17 protein-coding genes are annotated in these 18,178 nt (G+C 42.4%); 11 read left to right on the forward strand and 6 right to left on the reverse strand.

Going from position 1 to position 18,178, the window contains the following annotated elements; genetic code table 11:
* Positions 1-3: 3 nt before the first annotated feature.
* Entirely contained in the window at positions 4-1,164 is a 1,161-nt protein-coding gene (locus RUMAL_RS04360) for a 4-O-beta-D-mannosyl-D-glucose phosphorylase (RefSeq protein ID WP_013497557.1), read from the reverse strand.
* Between the two features lie 982 nt (positions 1,165-2,146).
* On the opposite strand from RUMAL_RS04360, the gene RUMAL_RS21665 reads away from it, so the two are divergent.
* Positions 2,147-2,293 (forward strand): hypothetical protein, encoded by a 147-nt coding sequence (locus RUMAL_RS21665; protein ID WP_013497558.1) that lies wholly within the window; start codon positions 2,147-2,149, stop codon positions 2,291-2,293.
* Positions 2,280-3,980, forward strand: coding sequence for an RNA polymerase sigma factor (locus RUMAL_RS04365; protein WP_013497559.1), 1,701 nt, complete (start codon positions 2,280-2,282; stop codon positions 3,978-3,980). The genes RUMAL_RS21665 and RUMAL_RS04365 overlap by 14 nt, the downstream gene beginning before the upstream one ends.
* A gap of 33 nt (positions 3,981-4,013) precedes the next feature.
* Here RUMAL_RS04365 and RUMAL_RS04370 read toward each other — a convergent pair whose 3' ends face one another.
* Positions 4,014-4,547, reverse strand: a complete 534-nt coding sequence (locus RUMAL_RS04370) for a TetR/AcrR family transcriptional regulator (RefSeq protein ID WP_013497560.1) — start codon at positions 4,545-4,547, stop codon at positions 4,014-4,016.
* Between the two features lie 139 nt (positions 4,548-4,686).
* Here RUMAL_RS04370 and RUMAL_RS04375 point away from each other — a divergent pair, with 139 nt between their 5' ends.
* The 4 genes from RUMAL_RS04375 to RUMAL_RS04390 all read left to right on the forward strand — a co-directional run bounded on the left by RUMAL_RS04375 (position 4,687) and on the right by RUMAL_RS04390 (position 8,368).
* Positions 4,687-5,421: a DNA/RNA nuclease SfsA gene (locus tag RUMAL_RS04375; protein ID WP_013497561.1), complete on the forward strand. Its 735-nt coding sequence runs from the start codon at positions 4,687-4,689 to the stop codon at positions 5,419-5,421.
* An 8-nt stretch (positions 5,422-5,429) separates the two neighbouring features.
* Positions 5,430-5,759 (forward strand): cupin domain-containing protein, encoded by a 330-nt coding sequence (locus tag RUMAL_RS04380; protein ID WP_013497562.1) that lies wholly within the window; start codon positions 5,430-5,432, stop codon positions 5,757-5,759.
* Positions 5,760-5,949: 190 nt separating this feature from the next.
* Positions 5,950-6,273, forward strand: a complete 324-nt coding sequence (locus RUMAL_RS04385; RefSeq protein WP_013497563.1) for a hypothetical protein — start codon at positions 5,950-5,952, stop codon at positions 6,271-6,273.
* Positions 6,274-6,583: 310 nt separating this feature from the next.
* Entirely contained in the window at positions 6,584-8,368 is a 1,785-nt protein-coding gene (locus RUMAL_RS04390) for a hypothetical protein (RefSeq protein WP_013497564.1), read from the forward strand.
* 16 nt (positions 8,369-8,384) lie between these two features.
* Here RUMAL_RS04390 and RUMAL_RS04395 read toward each other — a convergent pair whose 3' ends face one another.
* The 3 genes from RUMAL_RS04395 to RUMAL_RS04405 are packed head-to-tail and all read right to left on the reverse strand — an operon-like array spanning position 8,385 to position 10,003.
* Positions 8,385-8,888, reverse strand: a complete 504-nt coding sequence (locus RUMAL_RS04395) for a signal peptidase II (protein WP_013497565.1) — start codon at positions 8,886-8,888, stop codon at positions 8,385-8,387.
* 1 nt (position 8,889) lies between these two features.
* Positions 8,890-9,081: a hypothetical protein gene (locus tag RUMAL_RS04400; protein ID WP_013497566.1), complete on the reverse strand. Its 192-nt coding sequence runs from the start codon at positions 9,079-9,081 to the stop codon at positions 8,890-8,892.
* A 28-nt stretch (positions 9,082-9,109) separates the two neighbouring features.
* Positions 9,110-10,003: a helix-turn-helix domain-containing protein gene (locus RUMAL_RS04405; protein WP_013497567.1), complete on the reverse strand. Its 894-nt coding sequence runs from the start codon at positions 10,001-10,003 to the stop codon at positions 9,110-9,112.
* Between the two features lie 246 nt (positions 10,004-10,249).
* Between RUMAL_RS04405 and RUMAL_RS04410 the strand changes: the two genes are divergently transcribed.
* A complete protein-coding gene (locus RUMAL_RS04410) occupies positions 10,250-11,977 on the forward strand; it encodes a glycosyl hydrolase (protein WP_013497568.1) in 1,728 nt (575 codons plus the stop codon).
* Positions 11,978-12,160: 183 nt separating this feature from the next.
* Here the strand turns inward: RUMAL_RS04410 and RUMAL_RS04415 are convergent, their stop codons facing one another.
* Positions 12,161-13,675, reverse strand: coding sequence for a WG repeat-containing protein (locus tag RUMAL_RS04415; RefSeq protein WP_013497569.1), 1,515 nt, complete (start codon positions 13,673-13,675; stop codon positions 12,161-12,163).
* A 624-nt stretch (positions 13,676-14,299) separates the two neighbouring features.
* On the opposite strand from RUMAL_RS04415, the gene RUMAL_RS04420 reads away from it, so the two are divergent.
* The 4 genes from RUMAL_RS04420 to RUMAL_RS04435 are packed head-to-tail and all read left to right on the forward strand — an operon-like array spanning position 14,300 to position 18,175.
* Positions 14,300-15,070, forward strand: a complete 771-nt coding sequence (locus RUMAL_RS04420) for a thioesterase II family protein (RefSeq protein WP_013497570.1) — start codon at positions 14,300-14,302, stop codon at positions 15,068-15,070.
* Positions 15,051-15,992, forward strand: a complete 942-nt coding sequence (locus tag RUMAL_RS04425; protein WP_013497571.1) for an ABC transporter ATP-binding protein — start codon at positions 15,051-15,053, stop codon at positions 15,990-15,992. Before RUMAL_RS04420 ends, RUMAL_RS04425 begins: the two co-directional genes overlap by 20 nt.
* Positions 15,993-16,007: 15 nt before the next feature.
* Positions 16,008-17,150, forward strand: coding sequence for an ABC transporter permease (locus RUMAL_RS04430; RefSeq protein WP_013497572.1), 1,143 nt, complete (start codon positions 16,008-16,010; stop codon positions 17,148-17,150).
* Positions 17,147-18,175, forward strand: coding sequence for an ABC transporter permease (locus RUMAL_RS04435; RefSeq protein ID WP_013497573.1), 1,029 nt, complete (start codon positions 17,147-17,149; stop codon positions 18,173-18,175). Before RUMAL_RS04430 ends, RUMAL_RS04435 begins: the two co-directional genes overlap by 4 nt.
* Positions 18,176-18,178: the final 3 nt, after the last annotated feature.

The following is an 18,178-nucleotide window of genomic DNA, read 5'->3' on the forward strand; positions in this document are numbered from 1 at the left end:
TGATCATAAAAGTTCAATATTGCGCTTTATGAGATCACAGCGCTGTTTTACGCATTCTGCTGTACGAAGCGCATCAGCGGGAGTGTTGAAGGCATAATCCAGCAGTTTGTCTATTGATGATACCGCAACGTGAAGTCGTGTATCAGAAGAAGCGTAATAAATGTATACATCACCGTTATCATCGACGATAGCACCATTTGTGAATACAACGTTCGATACATCGCCCACTCTTTCGTCTTTAAATGGTGCTATAAGATAACCACCGGGCTCGGCAATTACTTTCCAGGGCTCGCTGAGGTCTGTAACAAAACAGTATATAACATACCTGAGACCTGCTGCTGTGTTTCTTACTCCGTGTGCAATATTCAGCCATCCGCGCTCTGTCTTTATGGGAGTCGCACCTGCACCGTTCTTGCTTTCGGTTATAGTGTGGTAACGTCTTATACTGGTCATACGTTCCTCGTCGATCACTGCGTGAGTGATATCATCGGCAAGTCCGAATCCTATGCCTCCGCCTGAGCCTGTTTCAATAAATCCATCCATTGGACGGGTATAGAATGCATACTTGCCGTCAACAAATTCGGGCAGAAGTGTTACATTACGCTGCTGCGGACTGCGAAGAGTAACAAGGTCTGGAAGACGCTCCCAGTTTGTCAGATCCTTTGTACGAGCGATGCCGGCTGAAGCAACTGCTTCTGAAAGATCAGCGGTACCTGCACTTTTTTCTACACAGAATACGCCGTATATCCAACCGTCCTCATGCTGTGTAAGGCGCATATCATATACATTTGTTTCATCATCAGTAAGAGCCGGCAGACACACTGGATATTGACGGAAACGGAATCCTTCGGTGCCTTTATCGCTTTCAGCTACGGCGAAAAAGCTCTTGCGGTCATTGCCTTCAACGCGGGCTACAAGACAGTAGCGATCGTTTAGCTTTATAGCTCCGGCATTGAATACTGCGTTTATACCTAAACGTTCCTGAAAGAAAGGATTTGTTTCCTTGTTAAGGTCATATCTCCAGTGAAGCGGTATATGCTCTCTTGTAAGTACGGGATGCTCGTAACGGTCATAGATACCGTTGTAAAATGAAGTTTTAGTATTTTTGCGAGAAAGAAGTGCTTCCTGTTCATTTCGCATTTCGGTGTATTTTTCGTGTATCATACTTCGCTCCTCCTTAGAATTTCAAGACACATCCTGCCCAAATGATGTGAACATTCAATTCGCTCACTATATGGGATATTGTTTTCATGCTGCAGTACTCACGTACTGACCTGAACATTTTACTTGCTATGGAAACGGATAATACTCATATTTATCCGAATATTTGCTCTGTGGGCATTCAAAGTCAGTACAGCGATCTTCTTGATAACCATTCTACACTATTTGATTAATTAAGTCAAGCACATTCAGAAAAATTAATCAGTCTTTCAGAAAAATCGGCTATGATTACAATTATTGCTTGTTAAGCTTGGTTAATTTTATTTAACTTAGCAGTCGTTGCCTGTACCCGAGAGATGATCGCCATAACAGATTTTTGCTATGCTATTGATATATGAAACAAAACTAAGTTTTTACCGTTGTTTTATCATTCTGTATATGATCTGACAGCAGCACAGAAATCTATAGAATGTGATCGTAAATATCTATCCATACATATAGTGATCACGCGAAATTCTATGAATACATCGATTAAATTTTAACGAATAAACACTTTAACATTTAATGAGAGCTGGTGCGGTGCTTTCTGACAAAAAACGATTCAGACCCCGGAAAGATAGTGCCAAAATCTTCTTCTTGTGGTATAATATAGTTGATAAAACAATAAATCAACGAAAGGATTATACTATATAAATGAGAAATTGTCAAGTGCGAATGAATATGGATCAAGATCTATATATCGAGGAAAACACAGCTCAGATCGATGAACGATATAATCACAGATCGTCATATCGTAAAATACCTGAAATGTTTAAGGATAAAGATAATTGAATTTAGATAATATGTTATTACATTCAAAAAAAATTTTCAAAAAAAGTGTAACCTTTCATGTTCTGCTTCCGTCTAATTAACAGAAAGACATAGAAATACCGATCGGTAAATGGTACAATGGAAATAAACAAAGAAACTGAAAAGAGAGGTCAGAATGGATATCACAATAGATGAGATGTTCAGAAGATTACTAACACAGATGCAGAATGATACTGCACTTTCAGACGATGAAAAAAAAAGGATATTGGAAAAACTGGAAAAAGTTCTCAACAAGGAGGAGAGCACAGATGAAAAGAAATGAGCTCATAAAGATAGTGGAACAGGCAAAAAACGGAAACAAGGAAGCGTTTAGATGCCTTTATGAGGAATATTATGACAGGCTTTATTTCTTTATACTGAAAAATGTTGACAGCAAGGAAGCGGCTGAAGATATAACACATGATACATTTTTAAAATCTATGGAAAAGATAAACACATTGGAAAAACCTGAAAATTATGTGACATGGCTACATTCCATAGCGTACAACAAATGTACTGATATGTTCCGCAGCAGAAAATGCAATGTATACTTTGATAACGATGAAGATATGGAAAATGCTATGGACAATCTCAGCTTAAATGAGCCCATAATGGTACCTGAGGACTATGCAACTGATAATGACAGAGCAAGACAGCTGAAATCAATGATAGACAGCCTTAAGCCTGATATGAAGTCAGCACTGGTACTGTACTATTATAATGATATGAGTATTTCAGACGTAGCAAAGACGATGGGAATAACCGAGAACAATGTCAAGCAAAAGCTTCTGCGTGCCCGCAAAAAGCTGAAAAGCAAGATAGAGGAGTTGGGCGGTAAGGGAATCATGCTCTCAGCTGTACCGATGAATGAGTTACTTCACAGGACTGTATCACCAAAAAAGGCAGCAGCTATGGCAGCTGCAAAGTCAGGCACAGCGTTCGCCTCTATCCCGCTGATGGGCAAGATAGCAGGAATATCAGCAGCTGCTGCGATATCAGTCGGCGTGCCCATGACCTTGAGCCACATGAATAAAAATGCAGACATAGCGGGGAATGTAAGGGTGCATGACAGCAGTGTTGTTGTGGAAGCAGATGCTTCAAGCACAGCTGATATTACAGTGGAAGAACTGACAGTATCATCATCAGCAGCATCCGATGTCAGTGTTCCCGAAAAAACTGATAACAGCACCGTTGACGGTACAGATATCCCGAAAGAAAACTTCGCTCCGGCTGCACCCGGCTCAAATGCGATAGATGTGACACCTGCCGTAACCATTTCTGCATCTGCTGCTCCTGCCGAGTCTGCATCCGAAACAATAAGTGCTCCCGAAGAAAAGAAAGAAACTCAGCCTGTAGAAATGACTGCTGAAAAGCTGTTCTCAATGACCAATTCAGAACTTAGAGAGCTTTCAAACAATGATTTTAAAGTGGTGGATGAACCGGGCTTCAATTTCGCTGATTCCGGATCCATAATATTTGGCATCAAATGCAACGCTTTTCCCAACTACATCTACTTTGTTGACTACCGTAATGAGGAAGGTCAGCCCAGCGGACCTCTTGATGCACCCGACAGATGGCACGGAGATCAGAAGGTAGTGCTCGACAGTGAGGAAGTTCGTGAACTGATAGTACAGGGCAACGAATCCCTCGGCGAAGGTATCAGCGTTGGCATGACATACAGCCAGATAAAAGAAGCAAACGGCAGCCTGCATTTATATAACGACAGATTTGCTCATCCGTGGATAAACGGCAAGGTATGGGGTCTTCACTTCGTATTAACAGCTGAAGAAAAGGCTCTCATAAATCAGAAGTTCGATGAGATAGCACTTGAAAACGAGGGTTCCAATGATATCCCCATGATAGACCTCACCGAACTCGGCATCGACCCTGTTTGCGATTACGCATATATATATAACACATACAATGGCGTAAGAGTAAGCTCTGCCGGAACTATTTTTGTAGATCAATGATAAAAACATACCGCAGGGGCTGTTGCAGCCCCTTTACTGTCTGAACAGTGATACATCACTTGGTATCTGGAACTTTAAAGTATAGCGCACCATTTCCTCGGCTGTTTCCGTCATGCCATGAGAGAACCAAAGCAGCAGATCATTATAGATTCCGCCGATATGGTAAGCCGTTCGGAAGCGGTCGGCAGTGTCTGAAATGTCACTGACCGAAAAATGCTTGTTCAGCACATCTATCAGCAGATAGGAGAGCTGTTCACGGTGTATCAGCAGTAGGTTGTCCTTGTTCTGCATAAATTCCGAAAACATGATGCCGAGATAGCCCTCTATCGTCTGTTCACCGCTGTCACGGAATTTCAGAAGATAGCTATTCATGATACCGTCGAGATAGTACCTGATAATATCCTCTTTGGTGTAGAAATGGCGGTAGTAGGTGGAGCGGTTGACTCCTGCCTTTTCGCAAATATCCGAAACGCTGATCTTTGCATACGGCTTGTCGCTCATCAGTTTCAGCAAGCCCTCAGCGATATAGTTCATCATCATTTCCGATGTAATATTCTTCCTTCGCATAAAGCAACATATCCTCCTCTTTTGTTGCAGTTTTAGTCTGTGATATTGAAATCACGACGAAAAAGTGATATGATAAATAAAGCGACAGTTGTCTCTTAAATCATAACATAAGAGCTGTTTTTTGTCAAGGAGTGAGGATATGACAGCTTTCAGATTTGCAGAGCCTTTGTGCGAGGGTATCATAGAAAAGCGGAAAAGCCAGTTTACAATGGTCATTCAATATGAGGGGCAGACCTATAATGCCCATTGTCCCACAACGGGCAGAGTGGGAAATCTAGATCTTTCGGGCAGACCTTGTTTAATGAGCAAAAGCAGTGATCCCAAACGGAAAATGCCCTTTACCGTAGAAGCGGTATCGCTGAACCGTCCCGAAGATACGGACAAATCGTGGATCGGCATCAACCAGAACGCAGCAAACCGCTATGTGGAGCATTTTCTGACAAACGGCGGTTTTGCGGATATGGTCGGCACAGGAAATGAGGTACACAGAGAGCAGTTCCTCGGTATCTCAAAGCTGGATTTTCTTGTGGGCAATACCTATCTTGAGGTCAAAACGCCCTTGCAGCATTTACAGCTCGACATTCCCGACTATGTGAAAACGAAAAAGCAGACTCCTTTTTCTTCGACCGACAGAATGGTGAAGCATTTTCAGGAGCTTGCAGGCAGCCTTGCCGAACATCAGAGAGCGATCCTGCTGACCTGTTTTATCTATGACAACCCCGGTTTTCAGGTCATTGAGAGAAGCACGAACTACGATGAGGTCAGACAGATCGTCGATGACTGCGTGGCAAAGGGCGTGGAAACATGGCAGGCAAATTTCAAGCTGACACCGACAGAGGTCGCCCTTGAAAAGTATTTCCCGATAAGATTGTGAGGTATGGTATGCTGATAGATTTTAACAATATGCAGGAGATTGAGATCGAACATCTTGACGGCGGTGAAGGTACTATCCTTGCGAAAATGTTTATGAATGAGTATGGAAAAGTCATAGTGAGCAGGATACCGCCGAAATGCTCCATCGGTCTGCATAGTCACAAATCAAGCAATGACATAAACTTCGTCATAAGCGGAACAGGCAGAGCTATATGCGACGGCAAGGAGGAAGTGCTGACAGCAGGAACTTGTCATTATTGCAAGATCGAACAGGAGCATAGTATCATAAATGATGGTGATGAGGACTTGGTGCTTTATACTGTGGTGCAGAATAGATAAAGAACTTTGAACCCAGTCTGGATTCAAAGTGTCAAACAAGTGGCTGTTGCAGCCGCAGCCCCCATCTAACCATATCCGAACATCAAAGTAAAAAAACATAATTTCTGGTGAAATAAGCTGTTTCAGAGCGCACACCCCCAAGCCCTCTTCAAAAAAGAGGACTCGGGGGTGTTATGTTCTGCTGGTTTTTATGCCGTTTTCAGTTCAAAAGCTGAAGTTCGGGGTAGAATGCAATGGTGAACCTGTAAATATAGAGATCAGTCCGATTAGGGCATGGATCTCTGGTGATGGATATAATGCTCCGTTTGGAGATAAAAAGCCCGAACTGATCCTGAATTATAAGGATGGAGAAACAGTCGAACTCGAATTTGATGAAACCAGCGGCTTGAGTTGGGGCTCAGCCGATGACTGGCATCAATACTGGCGGACTGAAGGTAAAACCAATGAACCGATAGATATAGATAACATCGAAAGCATTGTTTTTGAGGGCATGACTATAAGTGTAGATAAATAAAATGTTCGGCGTACCTTCGGGTGCGCCGAAATTCTTGAAATCATTAGTGTTATATAGAAACTTGAAATACTTGGCGGTCATTATATGGTCAACTTGACCCGTGGTCGCATATTGTATAATGTAAAAAATAAGATATTGCCGTCATGCTTGTATAACGTCTCAAAATATGTTATAATAAAAGTGTTATACTGAAAGAGCCGCCCGAAAACACCTGTAGATCAGGTATAGTGAAATCAATACGAGGTATGTCTATTGATGAATACATAAAGGATCGGTACATAAGTTAAAACTGAAAATACAGGAGACAATTATGAAAAAACATATATTGATACTAACAGCGTTCAGCCTTCTGCTTACAGGCTGTGGAAAGATAAATACCGGAAATGCAGACAGATCCGGCAGGCAAGACAGTGAGAGTCTTATTACGGATAGTAAAAAAACAAGCGAAAGAAATGATATTTCTGTAGTTGAAAATGTTCAGGCAAGGACATCATCAAAGAACCTGTTCGGTGATGATCTTTGCTGCAGGATCCCTGATGCAAAAGAGCTTTATGCCTTTGTGACAGGGGTGATGGATGATTCAGAAAAGTTCGATGCCGCGGCAAATGATAAAATACTTTCTGTAGGCTTTAAGACCGCAGAAGGAGAGTATCTGCTCTCTTATTCTGCCGATGATGTTTTTGCATGGGCGGAGCGCTCGACATCTGAGGCAACATATTTTAAGCCTGATGACGATACTGCGGTACAGCTTCGGGATATGATGATCGCATATTCGGCACTGGGATATATCTTTGAGGATGCTGAATACACAGTCGGTACGGAGCATATCAAGACAAGCTATATTACAGATATCGCAGGATCACTGCCCGACCCTTACTGCGAGACTCGGTACTATTATCTTGATGATCGTCGGACCACTGCGTTTATTATCCAAACAGACGGCGACGCATTGTTTTATCTGCAAACGACAAGTAGGCGGACTGATGCTGTGATCGATGACTCGCCATACTATCAGGATGAGGAATTCTATGAGTATTTCACCGATGGCAAAGGCAAGGATTTTTATCGTCCCGAAGGATATGATGTGTTCTATCCTGCCGAAGAATTTAATGGTGATGTATCGCCGATACCCTTTCCGAAGAGCATTATCGAAAGTGACGAGTATATGTACAGCTTCAATATAGGATCAGACAGCGATGATCTTACTGTCGAGGTATGGGAAGGTGATGACACAACAGATTATCTTCTTATCTGTAACGGTGAACTGAGGGCGGCATGGAATTTCCGTGAGGGTGCGGGCATGACCTTTATGAAAGCATATCGCACAGAACAGGTCGCAAGCGGTGAGATAACCGAGATCATCGAGCACGCCGAGCAGCATATGGCAGGTGATGAAGGAACTAAGCAGGAAAAGAAGCCAAAGGATAACATGGAATGGCTGAAATATGATACTGAAAAGTACGGACTGTTCGATTTGAACGAAGGTGTCAAGATCGGTCAGGATGTTGAGCCGACTGGTATTGTTGAAGAATGGAGAAACTATATCAGCAGTGCTGATAAACCCTTTACGCTGGAATTCCGCTGGGCAGGTTCCGGCAGGAACGAGCATCAGATAAGCACCACAGACGGCAATGATTATTACTATCGCAACGATATGGAGATCCATGACGGCGAAGATGACCTGGGCGGCGAGGAATGGATGGTTGACAACAGATATTTTCAGTCTGTTTATAAAACTAAGGAATATCCTGTGCGTGAAGTGACCGAGTATCCGCTTAGTGATTACGGAGATAGTCAGCCTAAGCTTGTTACAGATCTGCTTTTTCAGAATGAAAAATACAATGAAGATTACACAGGCAAATGTGAACGTGCCTATGAGGTGACGATCGCTGATGAAAAGTATATCTGCGAGGAATGGTCACTGTATCTGGGCAGGCTGTGGAAGGTATATATCAAGGACGGAAATATCGTTGCATGGGAAGGCGACTTCTACGATGAGCCTATTGTAAATACCGTCATCAGGCTTGAAAAAGCGGCTGACAGCAAACTGATACAGGTACCAAAGGACGCAAAACTCCACGGTTTGGATGATTAATTTATGATCTGTCGAGTCATTCCGCCTGACTTTGTTTATTTGCTTTGCCTTTCTTGTCCTCAATGTCCTGCCTTATCATGAATACTATAATCAGTACACCGCCTGCCAGCAGATAAATATCTTTCAGATCACTTATCTGCCTGAAAAACAGAATATAATCAAGACTTCCACCCCAAAAGATCTTGTCTATAAGTGAACAGACTACACCCGATGTGAACATGATCATGGCAGGATCAACCAATTTATTATCATTATACTTTCTTTTAAGATATATATAGAAAGCTATCATCACGATCAGAACAATGATATTTATAACATTAAGTACTCCGATCCCCAGACCAAGTCCGAGTTCGTTATTGAATATAGAAAGCTGCTGTGTATTAAGCTTTGGGTGAAATCCGAAAATGTGCTCTATTTCAAGTCTTGATCTCATAAGCCATTTATCGATCACTATTTTGATGGTTTGGTCAATAATACATAATCCGCTGATCATGCCAACTCGTTTTAAATTTGTCATCATTTCACTTCTCTCTTTTGAATTTGATAGCGTTCTTGATATTTACTGTACCCGATACCAGACAGCCGATACAAAACATTATCATAACAGGCTTTGGTACAGGTATATCCCTAATGCCTGCAGCAATAAACCAGATGCCGCTTATGATCGTACATATACCGCAGATAAGAATAAGTATTTTTATCGTCGTTTTCATAACTTACCTCCCTATTGATGTTTCTTTATTATTCGTCATCTTTCCATCCATGAACATCTGGAAGATCATTTTTTATAAGTCCTGTTTCATCTTTGAATACACCGAATGAGTATACATCATAAGAAGGATCCCACGAACTGAAATAGTTGCATACACTTTGTGCAAGTGTCAGTATCATAGGCAGAGCCTGATTGTGCGTATAACCGTACATAATTGTCTCACCTTCATCAAGATCAACACTTACTCTCCATACTATCCCAAGTCTGTCAAGACGGTCTATTATGCTTTGTACCTTTTCTTCGGGGAGATCAAGGCGTTTGGACATAACGTTGACAGAATGCATTTTGTTCCGTCTTCCGCTTCCAAGGTAACTGATGATACGTATGGCATCTTCATCAGCCAGTGTTTTCAAAAGACGAGCCATATTCTTTGGTGTAGTAAAATATCCGTTTACTCCGTTTTCGGGATTTTCAAGGTATATGAAATATCGCAGGTCAGAGTTAAGGCGTGCAAGTGCTATATCCTGATCAGTCTTTACGCCTGCGTAAGTTTCTTTGTCGTATTTACTGTGCATACGTCCTGCTTGGTGAAATGAAGGATTATAGGCATATATGATCGAATATAACATCTGCATTACAAATTCGGAGCGCTTTTCAGGTGCAACAGTCTGCACACGGTCATGGATAAGCTGAAGTATATCTGTTTCCGGATCACTGTTTTTTGATCCGAAAAGAGAGTCGATCGATGTACCGAGTGCCTTGGCAAGCATGGGAAGTAATTCAGAATCGGGATAACTTGAATTTTCCCATTTTGATACAGCTTGTGCAGATACATTGAGTTTCTGGGCAAGCATATCCTGTGTAAGTCCAAGTTCTTTTCTGCGTTTAACAAGATTTTTCCGAAAAACATTTTTTTCATCCATAAACTTACCTCCTGAAGCTTTTTATATATACATTATAACATATATAAAACTCTGTTTCAATATTTATTTATGTACAACTGTCAGTTTAGTTTGTTCTACATACAGTTGATATCTATATATAATCGCTCAATTGAACTCAACTATACAGTATGATACAATCAAATCATAGGGAGTTAATTGAAGGTGAACTGCGCATTAATGTGCAATATCACCCGGATCAATTCAATTGAGAAAGAGGGTATTTTTATGTGGAAAAAGACTTTAGCGTTTACAGCCGCACTCGGAATTCTGTTTCAGACTATTCCATTTTGCACAGCAACAGCTGCTGAAATAAGATATGAAGCAGAAGATGCTGCTCTGACCGGTAAGCTTGAGTGTATTTCTGAAAGCAGTGCTTCAGGCGGCAAGGTGGTAGGAAAATTTGCTAACAGCGATGATGTGATTACTTTTACGGTGAATATTCCGGCTGATGGAGCTTACGATCTTATCATCAATTCAATGGGCTATGGCGGAGACAAAACGAATAAGATCTCCATCGACGGAACTTATGTAGGCACTTTTGTAACAAAGGCTGAAGTATATAATGATGCTGTACTCAGTCGTGTTATCATGAAAGCAGGCACACATAAGATTTCTATCACTAAATCATGGGGATGGATCGCAGTGGACTATTTAAAGATCATACCTGCCGAAACGATCCCTGATTCCGCATATCAGGTAAGCAAAACGCTCAGTGATCCTAATGCCACAGCAGAAACAAAAGCACTTTTTTCCTATCTCTGTGACGGTTACGGAAAACAGGTGCTTTCGGGACAGGTGGCTGATGACGGACTTGACAGTAATGAGTTTAAGGCTATATATGAAGTTACAGGCAAAAAGCCTGCCATACTCGGACTTGACATGATGAGATATACTCCGTCAAGAAATGCTTTCGGAGACCCTAATTTCAAAGCAGTTGAACGTGCAGTTGATTTTCATAATGAAAACGGCATAGTTACATTCTGCTGGCACTGGAATTCTCCGGGAATGTATCTTAAAAGCGGAAATGATGAAGAAAATGGAAATCCGCGCTGGTGGGGCGGCTTTTATACAAGGAATACTACGATTGATATTGAGGCGATCATGAACGGAAAGGACAAAAAGGGACTGGAGGCCATTGATGCTGATATTGCAGGGATAGCAAAACAGCTTCTTCGTTTGCAGGATGCAGGTGTACCGGTACTCTGGAGACCGCTTCACGAAGCATCAGGCGGTTGGTTCTGGTGGGGAGCGAAAGGTGCAGAGGCATATAAAAAACTCTACATTTACCTCTATGATCAGCTTACAAATAAATACGGATGTCATAATCTTATCTGGGTATGGAACGGTCAGAATCCGAACTGGTATCCGGGAGATAAATACGTTGATGTTATCGGTGAAGATCTATACCTTGACAAGCATTCATATTCTGCCAGTGCTTCAAAGTTCTCTGAGATCCTCGAGTACTCCAAGGGCAAGAAGATGATAGCCCTGAGTGAAAACGGTGTAGTATTTGATATTGATAATGTGATCGCATCGGGTACAAAGTGGGCTTGGTTTGGCACATGGAACGGAAACTTTATTACAAAAAACGGCAAGTTCTCGGATGAATACACAGAAGCCTATGTTCTTAAAAAGACTTATCAGAGTAAGTATGTTATCACTCTTGACGAACTTCCGGACTGGAGTACTTATTCAGCAGGCACAACTCCAATGAGTTATTATATTGCAGGTGATGCAAATTGTGATGGTACAGTAGATCTTGCTGATGTAGTTCTAGTACTTAAGGTGATATCTGATCCCGGTAAATACGGTGAAAAGGGAACAAACGCAACTCATATCACTGTTCAGGGTGCAAAAAATGCAGATGTTTACGAAAGAGGCTCAGGACTTACCTCTCAGGATGAAATTGAGATACAGAGATACCTGCTGAAGATGGTTCATTCTTTAAAATAATACTTATGATAAAGGTGCAACAGCTTCGGATTGTAACAATTGTTGATTTTTTTCCTATTTCAGCTTAATTTCAACTTGGCATAGATCACCCAGATAATGCATTTAAGACAGTTTAAATACACCACAAAAAGAGCGTCCGGCACTGCCATTACAGTGTGCCGAACGCTCTGATTTTACCATCTATTACTTTACGTTGTATACAGTGACCTTTCCGTCCTTTACTATGCAAAGACGTCCGTAAGCCATTGATGCTTTGTCGATATCCTCGAACAGCTTTTCGCCTGTTACCAGATCGTATACAACATGATCCTGGTATACGTAAAGCATATTTTTTCCAAGATATGTTCCCGAATTTTTCAGCTTCAGGGAGAATTCACCTGTACCGAGTATAAGATAGTTGTATTCGCCGTTGCTGAGATAATAGGGAGTATCTAAGGTGTACAGACTGTCATCACCGGATTCGGTGTACAGTACCTTACCTGTCCTGTCAACAAGGGAGCTAACATTGTCCTTGGTACGGCAGGTGAAGAATCCGGGTACGGGCTCGCTGATAATGTGATAGTCTGCAGGAGTAAGCTCGGTGCCGTCAGCCTTCAGGATACCGTAGTTTTCACCTGTGTTGTACTGGAAGTATCCTTCACTGAGATTATATATCTGATCGTACTTAGGCTCGATGATAGTTCTGCCTTTTTCGCTCATTATGCCGGATTTTGAGTTCTCATAATCCCTGATGATGTAGTAATAGTCACTATTATCAAGATTGTTTACATTATAGTCGGTGGCAATTATCTCATTCATGCTGTGATCTGCTACAACGTATTTGCCGTCCTTGGAACCGATAAGGAAGTCTTCACCTACGGGAACGAAGTCTGAGTCAAATTCCAGCACCTCATCATCTGCATTTACATATACGGTGTTGTTGTCTGCATCGTAGAAGCTTATGATATCGCCGTACACGGTAACCCTGGGATCGAAAGTGCAAGCGGTGTTTTCAAGGAACTTCTTGTTCTCAAGGTCGTATATCTTTACGGTGCCCTTGTAGAATGTATCGTTATTGCCGGGTGTTATGCTGAACTGGTTTGGTGTAACGTAGTATATAGCCTCGTCTTCGTTGGTGGTAGCACCTTCGGGGATATATGCCTTTACAAAACGTTTGTTGATGGATTCAAAAGTACCTACGTGTTCATCTATGGAAAGTATCTCATTTCCGTCTGCATCCATAAGACCTTCGTATGTCATATCGCCCTCAAATTTGGTGAAGGTATATACATCCTCAGTATATTTGAGCTGTGTTACCAGCTTTACGCCGCCGCCCAGCAGCTTTTTGCCATTGATATCGTAAACATCGATGTTATCGTTGCTGTCACCAGTGTATATGCAGGTATTGTTGTAGAAATTGAGCTTTCCGAGATCGAACTCGTTTGCCTTCTCGAGAACAGGGCTCTTTATCTCATATTCTGCGGGTGGATCTTCAGGTTCAAGCTCCTTTGGAGGTTCTGTCTCTGCCTCAGAATCAGAATCTTCGGGAGCAGTGGTCTCGTTCTCACCGTCGTTGGAAGTTGCTTTTTCGGTGGTGGTCACAGCAGACTTGTCGCTGTTATCGTCCTTATCATCGTCTGAATTTGAGCAGGCTGAAAGACTTATAGTCATAGCCGCTGCAAGAAGTACAGCCAGTTTCTTATCAAAGCTGTTTTTCATGTTTGTTTCCTCCGTTTCATAAATACAATCAAATCTATTACATTTTTATATCTTATCACATCGCGTTATCGAAGTCAATAAAATACGTTCTTGTTTGGCGTTTTAACTGTCGGAACTCAATGAACAGAGTGTGATTTTGTTGTATATTGCTATTTTATTAGATGCGATAAATCAATATATCTGCAAGGTATCATTAAAGTGCTGATACGATACGATGAAAGGAACATGGATCACCACTTATCATTGATAACCTGTGTTTTCAGAGGAAAGACGTAGAATGGAGGTTTACACCGAATTATAATTTGTTCATTATGCTGACAAAAAAACTATTGACAGACGCTGTGAAATATAGTATAATTATTACCGTTGATTTATCATGTGTTAGAGTTAGTTAAGTCTAACTGACATTCTGAAATGCGGCTCGGCTTGGTGGATCTCATGGTCGGGACAGGAAACTGACAAAAGATGCTGTATGGAAATGTATCACTCGGTCACGGTATGTGGGGGTAAAATATGAGGTTTTTGATCTCTGCCATTGAGCCGCTTGTGTCGTAGGTTCAGCAGATGCGCTAGTTAGTTAATACTAACCAAATCTATAGCCAAAAAGGAGTGGATATCGGTTCAATGGATCAAAACATAAAAAAATGGTTTCCGTTTTCTACATACGACATTACAGACGATCACAGGGAGAAACTGATCTGCTTTCACTATGCAGGAGGGAGTGCTTCTGTTTTCAGGCAGTGGACGCTTGAGCCGCATGGTTTTAATGTTCTCTGTGCCGAGCTGCCCGGAAAGGGAACGAGAACAGGCGAAGCATTTGTAACTGATATAAAGGACTTGTTGGAACCGCTTTGCGCTGCGGTAGATGCAGTTGTGGAAAATGGAAAGTACACGCTGTTCGGACATAGTATGGGTGCGGCGATCGGATTCTATGTGGCAGACCGCATGACAAAAAATTACGGAAAACAGCCTTCGTGTCTTATCGTTGCCGGAAGACAGGCACCCGATACAGAAAACGAAGGAGAGTTCAAAAGCTGGATGAGCGATGATGCTTTGATAAAGGAGATGCGGATGTACGGGGGAACACCGGATGATGTCCTTGAAAACAAGGAACTGATGGATATTCTGATCCCGCGGATACGCAAGGACTACGAATTGAACGATACGCTCATTTATCATGGTGAGAAGCTGCATATTCCTATTGTGGCACATTCAGCTTTGGAAGACAAAGGAGCGACTCCGGATATCATGGAACACTGGAGTGCCATGACAACAGGCAAATTCTCGATCAGGAGTTTTGAGGGACGGCATTTCTGGGTCACGGACGATGAAACTTATTTTCTGCAAATTCTGAAAGAATTGGAAGGGACGAATCATGGAAATTCTGAAAATTGATCATCTAAAAAAAGAATTCAAGGATATGACAGCTGTCAACGGGCTGGATCTTACTATCCAGGAGAAGGATGTTCACGGTATACTTGGACCGAATGGTGCCGGAAAAAGTACAACGATCAACTGTATACTTGGATTATTGGGGTATGAGGAAGGATCTGTGACATTTGCAGGTGGAGAATCTATTCGTAAATGGGGAAAGAATATAGGATATGTACCGCAGGATCTGGCGATCTATCCCGATCTTACTCCTACCGAAAATATTCGTTTTTTCTGTTCACTTTACGGATTCAAGGGTAAAGAACTGGAAGAACGTGTTACAAAGGCTTTGGATTTTGTAGGGCTTACAGATGTCAAGGATAAAAAATCAGGCGAGTTTTCGGGGGGCATGAAAAGACGTCTGAATATGGCGTGCGGTATTGCACACAGTCCGAAACTGATCATAATGGATGAACCGACAGTCGGCATTGATCCTCAGTCTAGAAACCGTATACTTGAAAATGTCCGCACGCTGAATGAACAAGGTGCAACTATTCTTTATACGACGCATTATATGCCTGAGATCGAGGAGATCTGTAATCGTATCACGGTCATTGATCATGGCGCACTGGTAGCAACAGGAACCAAAGAAGAAATAATGAACCGTATGGGAACAGATCAGATGATGAATCTTTCCTTTGCTGAGGGTAAAGGAGATATGGATGCGTTTGTTGCTGAAGCTTCTCAGATCGATGGGATCCACCAGACCGATCCTGATGGCTGGAACTGCAAGATCCGCCATGATAAAAAGACTGTTGTTCTCAATAAGGTGATCGATGCTGCGATACGCAGCGGTCTGGAAATTGAACATATCACGAATGAAGAACCGTCACTGGAAGAGATATTCCTTATGCTGACGGGCAAGGAACTCAGAGATCAGAAATAAGGTAGGCGATGTAATATGTTCTGGCTGTTATGGAAAAAAGAAATAAAAGTATTCTTTACTAATAAAGGAAATCTCGTATTTATGATCCTCCTTCCGATCCTGCTGATCTCGATATTCAGCTTTGCACTCGGTGACTATATCAAGGGGGATTATGGCACATTTAAAAATGGTCAGGTGTTTTACTTGCAGGATGGTGCCACGGATCAGATGAACAGCCGATTTGATGCGATTTCCAAAAAGATCACGGAACAGACTGGTGTTTCGTTTACGGAAGTGACAGATGCTGAGCAGGCGAAGAAGGATGTGGAATCAAGCAAAGCTTATGGTCTGATCACGATCGGCAGTGAGTCGTTCTCCTATTTCCGTTCATCGTTCAATGAACCTCAGGGCGGACAACTGGTAAGGACTTTGTTCACGGAGCTTGCCAGGGACGGTGTGACATCTGTAGAAACAACATCGGGAAACGCTCCGTCTATCAAACGTACTGTGATTGAAGGCAGTCATCTGGATTCAAAAGTGTATTACACTTTTGCGGCACTGACGTTTTCAATACTTTTCATGGGTGTTCTTGTCGGACATTCTGTCTTTGACGAAAAAGAACTTGGTACGCTCACAAGGATAAGGATGTCCAAAGCAGGTGTCAGAATTGTTGTTGTTGTCAAGATCCTGACCGGTATCCTGTGTGGAGCTGGGCAGATCCTTTCTGCGTTTGTCTTTTCTAATCTTGTGCTTAAAGTAGATTGGGGGGATAAGCTGCCGCTGATACTGCTGGTATTGCTTTGCCTGGTGACACTCAGTTCAACATTCGGAGCAGTAGTGGGTAGTTTTGCACCTAACAAATCCATGTGTCAGAGTACTGTCATGATGACAACCATGCTCTGCGGATATCTGGGCGGAGCTATCACTCCGTTGTATCTTCTTGAGAATATGCCGATCCTTGGTTATATTGTTAAGATCAGTCCGCTTTACTGGACTAACCAATCTATGACCTACCTGTACAACGGTGTTGTTAACAGCAAATTCGGTATTACGATTAGTGTGCTTCTGGGTCTGACAGCTCTGCTTCTGATCGTGTATGCAATATTCACAGCTAAGTTATCGGTCAATGTAAGTACACCTGTTGCTAAAACAGTGAAAAAGGAGGGAAAGACGGCATGAAAAATATTATCCGTAATACTGTGCTGATCTTTCGGAAGAATAAGGAGTTTATCTATCTTATTACGATTCAGCCGGTCATGATCTTTCTGCTGATGTCCTTTCTGCTGCCGTATTCCACAGCGCACAATATCGCTGTCATAAATACAGACGGCGGTGCGGCGAGCGCTGCGATAGAGGAATCTGTAAAACGTCTGGAGGGTGTAGAATTTCAGAACGTTAAGTTGGAGGATGCTGCAGAAAAACTGCTTTCCTCTAATATTGAACTGGCGGTGGTTATACGTGAGGGTACTGATGCTGATGATCCACAGGTAGAGATAATGAGCCTTGGAAATTCCGAAGTCGAACGTTCTGTGACGCTTTGTGTGGAGCAGGCACGTGAAGAAAATCCTGACAGCAGTTTGACAGAAGTCAATTCTGTTAAAAAGAAGGGCATGACAGTTGCTAATTCTCTGGGATTCATGATCTTCAAGACGCTGACGTCTGCGAATCTGCTGGCAGCCCTTATTATTCAGGAGCGCAACCGTCGTATGCGTGACCGTATTCTTTTGAGCAAGACCACAACAGGCGTCTACCTCGGCGGTATGGCAATGGTCTATCTGTTCTTTATGATGATCGGATCGGTAGTATATTATCTGGCAGGTCTGTTATTCCGATTTGATTTCGGTATGAGGCATTCGATCGGATTCCTGCTGGTATTGTTTACGGCTAATGTATTATCGGTCACACTTTATCTTTTTGCATCGACACTGGTCAAGAAAGAGGATTCACTCTGGCCGCTGGCATCATTTGTGATCTTGCCTATGTCACTGTTTTCGGGCGTTCTGTTTCCGTATGAATTTATGCCGAAGGCGATGAAGGCAGTTGGTGCATTTATGCCGCAGCGATGGATCGCACACGGGATAGAGTCGATCCAGGAAACTGGTTCTATAGCAGCAGGTATCCCGGATATGGCTTTGGTGCTGGGACTTTCGGCACTCCTGTACATTGTGGCTGTTATCCGTACAAAGCGGATCCAGCCTTCCTGATAT

The sequence above is a fragment of the Ruminococcus albus 7 = DSM 20455 genome (assembly GCF_000179635.2).
Lineage (GTDB): Bacteria > Bacillota > Clostridia > Oscillospirales > Ruminococcaceae > Hominimerdicola > Hominimerdicola alba.